We start from the raw sequence: 11,105 nt of genomic DNA, 5'->3' as shown, positions 1-11,105 counted from the left end.
AATTCTTTAATTCTTTAATTCTTTAATTCTTTAATTCTTTAATTCTTTAATTCTTTAATTCTTCCGCTGGTGTTGTTTTTTATTTCTTTTGTTTTTAAATTGTTTTAGTTTGGGGTGTTGTGGGGTTTGTGTTTAGATTTTTAGAACCGATCTAAAAGAAAACTTTTTTCATCAAGTTTCTTTTTTAAAAAAGCCTAAAAATTTCTTAAACACTTCTTTAGGATCGAATGCATCACACACCTTGCACCCATACATGCCAATTAAAATCACAAGCCAGCTCACATACACCCAGCTCATCAAAAACCACAAAATAGAAACGCTCCCATAAAGCTCATGGTAAGTGCGATTATACAGCACATAATAAGTGAAAGCCCATTTCAGCACATGCCAAGAAACGCTCGTAAAAAACACCCATAAAAACACCCAAAAATAATGTTTAAACACCTTATTCGTGGGAATGGTAAAAAGGATCAAAAAAAACGCATAAGTGCCTATCCATCTTAAAACATGCAACAAATTTGAATCTTTATCTTCAAAAAACACTTGGATCTTAATATCAAAAAACACCACCAAAGGCAGAGCGAATAAAAACACTAAAGTCGTGCCAAAACCCCAAAATAAAAAGATTTCTTTACCCTTAAAATGCACATAATCTCTGGGCTTTGCATCAAAAATTTTTGACGCGATGGAGCGGTAGTTTTCACAAAAAAGCACCAACGCCACCACAATAGACACCTCTTCAAGCGTGCCTAAAGTCATGTCTGTTTTTTTAAAATTTTCTAAAAAATCCTTAATCGCGCCAATGAGTTTAGGGGCGTTAGGGAAAATCAAGGCTTCCATTTCACCGCTGTGTGCTTGCATGTAATGAGACACAAAAAGACTAAACACAAACAACAAAATGGGCGATAGAGACAAAATCGTATAAAAACTCAAGCTGGAAGCGTAGTAAAACAATTCGCTCAAGCCCAAAAAGGCGTTTTGAAAGCACTCGGGGAAAATCATTCTAAGAAGGTGCAAAAACCCTCTAACGCTTTTAAAAAGTTCTCTCATTAATGACAGCTTGTCGCCATTGTCAAGCCATAAGAGAGCAGTTTTTCTATATCTTTTTTAGGGGCTTTGCCTTTGGTGGTCAAATAATCCCCTAACACCACCGCATTGATGCCGTATTCAAAAAGCTTGGCTTCCTGTTTGTCGTTATCTTTAAACACCACTTCACGCCCCCCAGCCACCATAAGCCTAGCATTAGGCAAAAACTCTTTAGCCAAAAGCACGCATTCTAGGGCTTCATCCGTGCTTAAAGTCTCTGTATTAATGGGCAATACCGGGTTTTTAATGAAAAAATTAATCGGCGTGGTGTGCGGGGAGAGTGAAGCTAACGCCCTGAGCATTTCAATCCGATCTTCCCAGCTCTCATTAAGCCCAAAAATCCCCCCACTGCACAAGCCTAACCCCGCCCTTAATGCGTTTTCGCATGTGATAAACCTTTCTTCCCATGTGTGCGTGGAACAAATTTTAGGGAAAAAATTTTGCGAAGTCTCTAAATTGTGGTTATAGCTATGAATGCCCGCATCTCTTAAAAACTCTAATTGCTCCAAATCCGCGCGCCCGCAGCATGCGATTAGATGCAAGCCCAATTCTTCTTGATTGATGGCTTTTGCTAATTTAGCGATGTATTCGCATTTTTCATCGTCTAATTCGCGCCCTGAAGTAACCAGACAAAACCCTAAAGCCCCCAATTCCCTTAACGCTCTAGCTTCTTGTAAAACCACTTTTTCATCTTTAAATTTATAGCGCTTGATCGCTCCTTGATGGTGTGAGCTTTGCGTGCAATAAGCGCAATCTTCTTTGCAATCCCCACTGCGCACATTGGAAATAGAACATAAAAAAATCTCTTGCATAATCATTCCTTTGTTTTTAAAAAAGTTGGTTTTTTTAGACTGATTATAGCAAAGAAAAAGAAGCGCTTTTGATTTTAAGGGCTTTATTCCATTAAATATTAAAGCTAAAACTTTATTTGATTTTAATTCAATTGTTTGCTAGCGCCTCTAAAGTCAATCTCAAAACTTTACGCTATAATTTTCTCACTTTTTCATTAAGGGATTTTATGCAAGATTTATTCACTCAAGGTTCCCCCCCCCCCCCAATCAGCAATAAAAGATCGCACACCCAATAACGCGCCCAATAATAAAGAAATAGAGCTACCCACCCACATCACCAGTAATTTAAAAAAAGAGCTTAGAGATTACCAAAAGCAAGCGATATATAGTTATTTAGAAAAACGCCAATCTAACCCCACTCAAAAGCATTTCATGTTTGAAATGGCAACCGGTAGCGGCAAAACCTTAGTGATGGCGGCTTTGATTTTAGAATGCTACAAGCAAGGCTATCAAAACTTCATCTTTTTTGTAAACAGCACCAGCATTTTAGAAAAAACGAAATTGAATTTTACAGACAGCGCCTCATCAAAATACCTTTTTAGTGAAAATATCAATATCAATGATGAAAATATAGAAATTAAAAGCATCAATAATTTAAACGAGAGCCAAGCAAGCGCTATCAATATTTATTTTAGCACCATTCAAGGCTTGTTTTCATTATTCACTAAAGCTAAAGAAAACGCTATCAGCATAGAGAATTTAAAAGATCAAAAATTAGTTTTTTTAGCGGATGAAGCGCACCATTTAAACACAGAGACTAAAAAGAAATTAAGCGATGCAGAATCCAGTGAAAAACGCAACTGGGAAAGCGTTGTGAAATTAGCGCTAGAACAAAATAAGGACAATTTATTGCTAGAATTTAGCGCCACTATCCCCAATGAAAAAAGCGTTGAAGACAAATATAAAAACTTAAAGGTGATCACTTACACCTTAAAAGAATTTAGCGAGGATAAATTTTGCAAAAACATCTACTCCCTTTCTTATGAAAATAAAGAATTAGAAACGCGCTTTTTAGGGGCATGCGTTTCAAGTTTGTATAAAGAATTATTAGCCCAACACCATAATATTGAAAACTTTAAACCATGCATTTTGTTTAAAAGCGAGAGGATTGAAGATAGTAAAGAAAATCAAGAGCGCTTCAACGCCTTTTTAGAAAATTTAAGCCCTTTAGATTTAGAAAATTTTTTCAATCACAGCTGCAACGATTTTTTTAAAGACGCTAAAAACTTTTTTGACAAGCAACATTACACCCCTAACCTTACCGCATTATTGCAAACGAAATTCAAAAAAAGCACCCAGATTAACACCAATAACGAAAAAGAATTAGAAAAGAGCATGCTTTTATTGAACTCCCTAGAAGACAGAGACAACCCTAAAAGGGTGATTTTTAGCGTGGATAAGCTCAATGAAGGCTGGGATGTGTTAAATTTGTTTGACATTGTCAGGCTTAAAAATAAAGCGAGTCAAAAAGACACCACCAAAGACGCCCAGCTCATAGGGCGAGGAGCGAGATACTACCCCTTTAGCTATAACGATTTAAAACCAAGCCAAATAGAGTTTTACCAACGCAAGTTTGATCTTTCTAACCCCTTAAGCGCGTTAGAAAGGTTAGACTACCATGCCATTTATGACAGCGAGTTTATCGCTAAATTAAAAGAAGAATTACGAGAGTTAGGATTAGGATTCATTGAAAAGGAAAAAACAACTATCCCTTTAACGCCTACCAAGCGTTTCAAATGCTACTATGCGAGCAACACAAAAGACAAAAAGAAAAACTTATTCAATATGGATTATTCAGACCTTGTTGAAGCCACACTCAAAAGTTTGCATGTCCCCTTATTTGCTTTTGGCGTGCGTGAAAAGCAAGTGGATTTTAAAGAAGAAAATAAAGGCGATAGAACTTATTATATACCCCACACCTTGGATAAAATCCCCCTAAATTATTTTTTAAAAGCCCTTAATTTAAAAAACCTGGATTTCAAAACGCTTAAAAAAGCCTTTAAAAAACATCCCTTTAACAATAAAGTGGGATTTATAGAGCAATATATTTCTCCATTAAAAACAAACTTTCATAAAAACCAAAAGTTTGACGATAGCAAAATCCTTTTAAAACTCGCTGTTTATATCATTGAAAACTTAAAAGACACGCTTTTAAAAGAGCAAGATAAATACGAGGTGAGCGCGTTAGAATTGAAAGAATTTGAAACGCATAATAAAAGCCTTAGCGCTAGCGAATTGGAAAAAGACATTCCCTTTTATGAATGGCTGCTTTTTAAAGACATGAGAAAACTAGACAGCGATTTAGAAAAGGATTTTTTAGATTTCATCAATGATAATAAAGAGGCTTTAGACAAGAAATTCAAAGAATGGTGCGTTTTAAGGAATGACCATTTCGCTGAATTAAAAGTTTTTTGCAATATAGAAAATAGCCCTTTTTACGCGCAAGGTTTTGAGCCGGATTTTATCCTTTTTGCCCAAACGCATGAAGATGGATTTTTAGGCTTCACTTGTTATATGGAAGCTAAAGGCGAACATTTAGAGCCTTCTAACGCTTGGAAAGAAGAATTTTTAGAAATGCTAGAAAACGCCACGCTTAAAAGCCATAACAAAAAACTCAATTTAAAAGGCTTGCCGTTTTTCACTTTCACAAACAACAACAGAACGCTAAACGCAGAATTTGTTGAAGCTTTCCATCAAACTTTTAAGGACAAAGAATGTTAAAAACCCCACTCAAAACCCTACTAGACGCTTTAATCAACCATTTCACTAAAGAACGATTAGTTACTTTAATCTTACAACATGATGAAAAGCTTTTAACTTTCATGCTTGAGCATGAAAACGCTAACGACTATAAAAAACACTTTTTTAAAACGATCGCTAATTCGCTCGTATTCAATGAAAAAGCGTTATTGGAATGTTTAGAAACAAAAGAATTAGAAAAATCTTTCACACGATTTAAAAATAAAATAGGCTTATTTTCGCAAGGGGGTTTGATAAAATCCAGCGAGTTAGTCGTTTTGAATTTCCCTTTTAAAGACAATGTTTTACTGGGTAACGCTAAAGATAACAACACCAAATCTAACGAGCTTTTTTACCATGAAATATTGCATAAAAAAGAAATTGACACGCTTTTAAATAAAAAAGCGTTGTGCCGTTTTGAAATGCATGGAGAAGGCGATTTAGAAAGCGCTTTAAAAGACAAGAACACAAACTACCTTATCAAAGGCAATAATTTGATCGCTCTTCATTCTTTAAAAAAGAAATTCGCTAAACAAGTGAAATGCATCTACATTGACCCCCCTTATAATACCGGTAATGACAGCTTTAATTACAACGATAATTTCAACCACAGCTCTTGGCTAGTGTTTATGAAAAACAGGCTTGAAGCGGCTAGGGAATTTTTAAGCGATGATGGGAGTATTTATATTAATTTAGATTATAATGAAGTGCATTATTGTAAGGTGTTAATGGACGAAATTTTTAAACGAGAAAATTTCAGAAGTGAAATTATATGGAGAATGGGTTTTTTATCGGGCTACAAAACGGCTGCAAAAAAATATATAAGAAACCATGATACAATTTTATTTTATTCTAAAAGTGATAATTATCTTTTTAATAAGACTTATATAGAAAATAAAGATTTTTTACAGCTATTAACAAAAAATGAAGTGCAAAATGCGTTTAAAAAATTTTCTTTTCCACAAGAAAAAGTAGATGATTTTTTAACTTTTATAAATCATGAAAATAGAGGTGAAAAATATCCATTAGAAGATACATGGAATAGTAATAAGTGGGATAAATTAAATTCAATTGCTATTGATAGTTCAGTTTCAAGAGTTGATGAAACTATAGCAATTGATGACGAAAATTTTAAAGGTCAAAAACCAGAAAGTTTAATCCAAAGAATTTTAGAGGTTTCTACCAACGAAAACGATCTCGTGTTAGATTTTTTTGCTGGGAGCGGGACAACTTGTGCGGTGGCGCACAAAATGAAACGCCGCTACATTGGCATCGAGCAAATGGACTATATAGAAACGATCACCAAAGAAAGGTTAAAAAAAGTCATAGAGGGCGAGCAAGGGGGCATTTCTAAAAAATGCGATTTTAAAGGGGGCGGGAGTTTTGTCTATGCTGAATTGAAAGAAGTGAATTTAGAAATTAAAAAACAAATCCTTAACGCTAAAAGTAAGAGCGAATGCCTAAAAATCTTTAACGATCTTAGCGAGCGTTTTCTAAAACGCACCGATTGTAAGATTGATGAAATTGATAGCGAAGAGTTCCAAAATTTAGCTCTCAATGAGCAAAAAAGGATTTATTGCACTCTTTTTGACTCTAACGAAGATTATTTGAACTTGGGCGATATTGACGAAGACGCATGGGGGATAGATGAAAGCACTAAAAAATACAATGAAATTTTTTATTCTTAAGTTTGATCATTCAACATGCACCACTTAACGCATCAAAACGCTACGCCTATTTAGTGGGCAAAAATAAACAATATAGAATAAACAATATAGTTTAAAAGCTAGAGGAATTTAAAACGCTTGGGTTAAAAAATTTTAGCTTTGTTTGACATAAGGATAACTAATCCGCTAGCAGTAAGCATCCGCTCGCTACAAACTCGCTATAAAATAAAAAAGATCCTTAAAAATAAACTATTAAAAATATTGTTGTAGTATTCAAGCCAATCAAAAAAGGGAGTGAAACATGAAAATTTTTAAAAACTGGCTCTGTTTTAGCCTGATCGCTATGAGTTGGCTCCAAGCGGACATGTTGGATAATTTCACTAAGGCTATTAACAGCTACACCACTAAAAAGCTTAATGAAATCAAGGATCAAGCCAATAGCACTAACCCCACTAAGACCTATACTAATGGCATTCTCACTAACATTGATTGTAAGGTCTTAAAAAATAACTTCTATTCGGTGTGTTATTCTAGCGAGTTAAAAAACCCTATTTATGGCGTGAGCGTGTTGTTTGGGGATTTAGTGGATAAAAACAATATTGAAAAACGCTATGAGTTTAAGCCGGACACACGATTAGCGGAGTATCAACAAGCCGTTACACAAGATTACACCAGAAGCGGTTTTGATAGGGGGCATTTTGTGGCGAATGACGCTTCTTTTGATTTTGCCTCTAACCCTTTAAGAGAGACTTACAGAATGACTAATATCACCCCTGAAGCCAAAAACACCAACAGGCATTCTGTTTTATTAGTGGAAAAAGAGGGCCGTAATTTGGCTAAGAAATACCATCAAGTTTTAGTAGAAGAACTCACCATCATCAAGCAGGGTTATAGAACCTTTAGTTCTAAGAATATCGCTATCCCTAGCGGATTTTGGTACCACTATGATACAAGCCTAACGGACAGCTATGAAAACGCTAAAAGCGAATGCTTTTATATCCCTAATGACAACCAAAACTATCCCTTACAAGAAATGAGAAAAGATTGTAAAGAATATGAGCGGGTTGAAAAGCAGGTGGTTTTTAAGAACAATAAAAACACTGAGTTGAATGAATTGCCTAAGTATCTTAACAACGCTAAGAAGTATTAAAACCGCCCTTAAAATGCCCGTAAAAACACCGGTGTCTTTGATAAAAAGGTTTAAGAAATCAAATCCCTAAACGGCTAAAATTGGTTTTTTGTTGGAAGCGATAAGGGTTTTATAGGCGTTGGAGGAATGAGATGAATTATTATTACAATTATGGCAAACACAACAATAGATCTGGGTTTAAGATAATCTCTTATGGTTGTTTGCTGGTTTGCTGGGTAAATCCATGCTATCCATCTATCCATGCAACCCTAAAAACAACAATATACAAAATTTTAAATTATTTTACATGAACTCCTGGAGCTTGTTCGCTTGCGCCATCCATTCTGCAAGGCTTTCATAATCGTTATTTTCTATCCAAGCCTTAGCTTGTGCGATTTCTTTTTCGCATTTTTTAATCGCTTCTAAGACATTGTCTCGGTTTTGTTTGAAAATATCTTTCCACATTAAAGGCGAGCTTTTAGACAAACGGCTCATATCCCTAAAACCCCCACCCGCTAAGGATAAAATCACCTCTGGATCGTTTTGCTTTAAAACGCTATTGGCTAGAGCGTAGCTCAAAACATGGGGTAAATGGCTGATATAAGCCACATGGGTGTCATGCTCGCTAGATTTCATTTTAATCAAGCGCGCTTTAATGCCTAAAAAGATTTCTTTAGCGATCTCTACTTGCTTGGTCCCTGAATCTTCTAAATCGCACAATATCACCAAAGCGTTTTTATACAGCCCCTTAACGCTCGCTTTAGGGCCATAAAACTCTGTCCCGCACATGGGGTGCGCGGCGATGAAATTTTGACGGATGCTTTTAGGGATATTGCGAATGATTTGCGCTTTTGCCCCCCCTAAATCAATAATCGTTGCACTTTTTTTAACGGGAGTCATTTTTTTCAAACATTCAATGATGCCCTCAACTGGAATGGCTAAAAAAATCACATCGCATTCTAAAATCTTTTCAAATTCCACGCACTCATCTACAAGCCCCAAAGTCAAAGCCAATTTAGCATGCAAAGCGTTGTGATCATAGCCTATAACGCTTTTAAAACGCCCCCATTCTTGTAAGGCTAGCCCTAAACTCCCCCCCATAAGCCCTAAACCAATAATGCCTGCTTTCATTCTAAAGTAAGGTTTTTTCTAACACTTCAGCGATGTTTTTCACCGCAACGATGTTTAAATTCTCTCGCACTTCAGCAGGGATCTCGTCTAAATCCCTTTCGTAATTTTTAACGGGAATGAGAGCGGTTTTAATGCCGGCTTTAAAAGCGGCGATCAATTTTTCTTTCAACCCTCCTATGGGTAAAACTTCCCCGCTCAAAGTCAATTCGCCCGTCATTGCCACTTCGCTTCTTGTAGCCCTGTCGCATAAAATGCTCGCCATCACGCTCGCCATAGCGATCCCAGCGCTTGGGCCGTCTTTGGGCGTAGCCCCCTCAGGGACATGCAAGTGCAAATCATAAGCACTATAAACTTTCAGCGCTTTTTTCTTTTTCTTATTCTCTGCATCGGCCTCGCTAGGGATTTTGGGTGCTTTTAAGGTTTCGTTATCCAACAAGACTTTGACAACAGAAAAGGCAATAATGGCGGATTCTTTCATCACGTCGCCCAAACTCCCGGTGAGTTTCAATTCCCCCTTACCCCTGATCTTGACCGCTTCAATTTTAAGCACATCACCGCCCACTGGAGTCCATGCCAAACCATTGACGATACCGATTTTATTTTCTTCATCTATGGGGTCAATTTCAAACACCATGCGTTCTAAATACTCTTTAAGGTTATCAGGCGTGATAGAGACGCAAAAATCTTTACTCTCACCTCTTTTTTCGTTTTCTTCATTTCCGCCTTTTTTATCTTCGCCTTTTTTGGTCCGCCCTTTTTTGTGTGGGTTATCTTCTAGGTATTTTAAAGCCGCTTTACGCATAATCGTTGCGATCTGTCTTCGTAAATCCCTAACGCCCGCTTCTCTGGTGTATTTTTCAATAATGAGTTTCAAACACTCATGGCTAATATCCACTTCGCTAGGCTTTAAGGCGTGCTTTTCTAATTCTTGGGGGATGAGGTAGTTTTTAGCGATCTCTTCTTTTTCGCTAGGCGTGTAGCTGGACACGCTGATAAATTCCATTCTGTCTCTTAAAGGAGCTGGGATCCTGTCAATATTATTAGCGGTAGCGATAAAAATCACTTGCGACAAATCAATGCTGAAATTCGCGTAATGATCCCTAAAAGCGGTATTTTGCTCAGGGTCTAAGATCTCTAATAAAGCGCTCGCTGGATCGCCCCTAACGCTCCGATCCACCTTATCAATTTCATCTAAAACCATGACCGGATTCATCTTTTTAGCTTCAATAAGCCCTTGGACAATGCGCCCAGGCATGGAGCCTATATAAGTGCGCCTGTGCCCTCTTAGTTCATTCACATCTTCTAAGCCCCCTAAAGCGATCCGAACCAAAGGGCGCTCTATCGCTTTAGCGATGGAATTAGCCAAACTCGTTTTACCCACGCCAGGAGGCCCATAAAAGCATAAAATCGTGCCTTTAGTTTTGTCTTTTTTTTCTGGTTTTTTCTTGTGGCGCATTTCTAAAAGCTGCATGGTGGCAAAGTATTCTACAATACGCTCTTTAGGCCTTTTTAAGGAATAATGATCGTTATCTAGTTGCTCTTTGACATGCTTAATGTCAAGCACTTTTTTTTCATATTGCCCAAAAGGCACATCTAACATGGTTTCAATGTAATTTTGTAAAGTCGCGCTATCAGAGCTATCCGCATGGGTTCGGCTCAGTCGGTCAATTTGCTTTTTGATTTCCTTAAACGCTTCTTCTTTCAAAAAAGGCTTGATGCTTTCTAGTTTTTGGTAGTATTGGTTTAAATCTTCATCTCGCTGTTTGTCTGTGCCAAGCTCTTTTTGGATTTGTTTGAGCTGCTCTTTTAAGAAATATTCCTTATTGGTTTGCTCCATTTTTTGATGGACTTTGGACTTGATTTCTTTTTGGAGTTTTTGGGTTTTAGTCTCTTCTATCACAATATCAATCAAATCCAACAAGCGCTGCTCGGTGTTGTTGTTGGCAAAAAGAAAATACGCTTGATCTTTTTTCAAATGCAAGGCCGCTGCGATTAAATCAGCGATGCGGTTAGGATCGTCATTGTCTTCTAAAGCCTTGATCAAATCCGGAGGAAAGAGTGAGCTGACATTGGCTAGAGTGATCACCTTTTCTTTTAAGACTTCCACGATCGCTTGAATGTTTTCTTTATCGTATTCTAAATATTCAATAGGGCTTATTTGAGCTTCTAAAAAGCCTTGCTCGTTTTCTTTGGCAGGCTCTAAAATACGCCCCTTAGCGATGCCATTAAAGAGCAATTTCACGCGCCCATTAGGCATGTTGGCTTCACGCATCACCGAACCTATCACCCCCACATCATAATAAGGGGCTTCATTATCGTTCAATTTGTCTTTTTGGCATGCAATAAAGACTAATGATTTGTTGTTTTTAGCGTAAGCCACCGCCTTAATGCTCGCGTTATTTTGCAAAAAAATAGGGGCTATCATAAAGGGGTATAAAAAAGTGTCTTCTTCTACCAATAAAGGCAGAATTTTAGGAAAATCTTCAGTCATTTTTCATCTCT

The 11,105-nt window shown here is 37.0% G+C and carries 8 protein-coding genes; 4 read left to right on the top strand and 4 right to left on the bottom strand.

The features are described 5' to 3' along the window. Nucleotides 1–171: 171 nt before the first annotated feature. On the bottom strand, nt 172–1,050 hold the full coding sequence (locus EWZ81_RS08290) for a YihY/virulence factor BrkB family protein (RefSeq protein ID WP_165549635.1): 879 nt from the start codon (nt 1,048–1,050) through the stop codon (nt 172–174). Continuing rightward, a complete protein-coding gene (locus tag EWZ81_RS08285; RefSeq protein ID WP_165549634.1) occupies nt 1,050–1,898 on the bottom strand; it encodes a biotin synthase in 849 nt (282 codons plus the stop codon). The genes EWZ81_RS08290 and EWZ81_RS08285 overlap by 1 nt, the downstream gene beginning before the upstream one ends. Before the next feature lie 116 nt (nt 1,899–2,014). On the opposite strand from EWZ81_RS08285, the gene EWZ81_RS08575 reads away from it, so the two are divergent. The 4 genes from EWZ81_RS08575 (at nt 2,015) to EWZ81_RS08270 (ending at nt 7,493) form a co-directional block, all read left to right on the top strand. Continuing rightward, nucleotides 2,015–2,173, top strand: coding sequence for a type III restriction endonuclease subunit R (locus EWZ81_RS08575; protein ID WP_240146763.1), 159 nt, complete (start codon nt 2,015–2,017; stop codon nt 2,171–2,173). Next, nucleotides 2,100–4,658, top strand: a complete 2,559-nt coding sequence (locus EWZ81_RS08280) for a DEAD/DEAH box helicase family protein (protein ID WP_341846702.1) — start codon at nt 2,100–2,102, stop codon at nt 4,656–4,658. The genes EWZ81_RS08575 and EWZ81_RS08280 overlap by 74 nt, the downstream gene beginning before the upstream one ends. Further along, entirely contained in the window at nt 4,652–6,364 is a 1,713-nt protein-coding gene (locus tag EWZ81_RS08275; RefSeq protein WP_165549633.1) for a site-specific DNA-methyltransferase, read from the top strand. The genes EWZ81_RS08280 and EWZ81_RS08275 overlap by 7 nt, the downstream gene beginning before the upstream one ends. 280 nt (nt 6,365–6,644) lie before the next feature. Next, the gene (locus tag EWZ81_RS08270) at nt 6,645–7,493 is read left to right on the top strand and encodes a DNA/RNA non-specific endonuclease (RefSeq protein ID WP_165549632.1); all 849 of its coding nucleotides are present in this window, start codon (nt 6,645–6,647) and stop codon (nt 7,491–7,493) included. Between the two features lie 282 nt (nt 7,494–7,775). On the opposite strand, the gene EWZ81_RS08265 is transcribed toward EWZ81_RS08270, so the two are convergent. Together EWZ81_RS08265 and lon are read right to left on the bottom strand one after the other, a co-directional pair. After that, complete coding sequence (locus tag EWZ81_RS08265; RefSeq protein ID WP_165549631.1) at nt 7,776–8,603, bottom strand: prephenate dehydrogenase; 828 nt, start codon at nt 8,601–8,603, stop codon at nt 7,776–7,778. Nucleotide 8,604: 1 nt separating this feature from the next. Beyond that, nucleotides 8,605–11,094, bottom strand: a complete 2,490-nt coding sequence (gene lon, locus EWZ81_RS08260) for an endopeptidase La (RefSeq protein ID WP_165549630.1) — start codon at nt 11,092–11,094, stop codon at nt 8,605–8,607. Nucleotides 11,095–11,105 lie beyond the last annotated feature (11 nt).

This window comes from Helicobacter pylori (assembly GCF_011140715.1).
Classification (GTDB): Bacteria; Campylobacterota; Campylobacteria; order Campylobacterales; family Helicobacteraceae; genus Helicobacter; species Helicobacter pylori_DA.
Note: the sequence above shows the minus strand (reverse complement) of the source record. Positions and strands in the feature narration are given on the sequence as shown.

Bases quoted from the DNA above. Each gene is read 5' to 3' on its own strand.
- EWZ81_RS08265 (WP_165549631.1), bottom strand. From the start codon at position 8,603: ATGAAAGCAGGCATTATTGGTTTAGGGCTTATGGGGGGGAGTTTAGGG.
- EWZ81_RS08290 (WP_165549635.1), bottom strand. From the start codon at position 1,050: ATGAGAGAACTTTTTAAAAGCGTTAGAGGGTTTTTGCACCTTCTTAGA.
- lon (WP_165549630.1), bottom strand. From the start codon at position 11,094: ATGACTGAAGATTTTCCTAAAATTCTGCCTTTATTGGTAGAAGAAGAC.
- EWZ81_RS08270 (WP_165549632.1), top strand. From the start codon at position 6,645: ATGAAAATTTTTAAAAACTGGCTCTGTTTTAGCCTGATCGCTATGAGT.
- EWZ81_RS08275 (WP_165549633.1), top strand. From the start codon at position 4,652: ATGTTAAAAACCCCACTCAAAACCCTACTAGACGCTTTAATCAACCAT.
- EWZ81_RS08285 (WP_165549634.1), bottom strand. From the start codon at position 1,898: ATGCAAGAGATTTTTTTATGTTCTATTTCCAATGTGCGCAGTGGGGAT.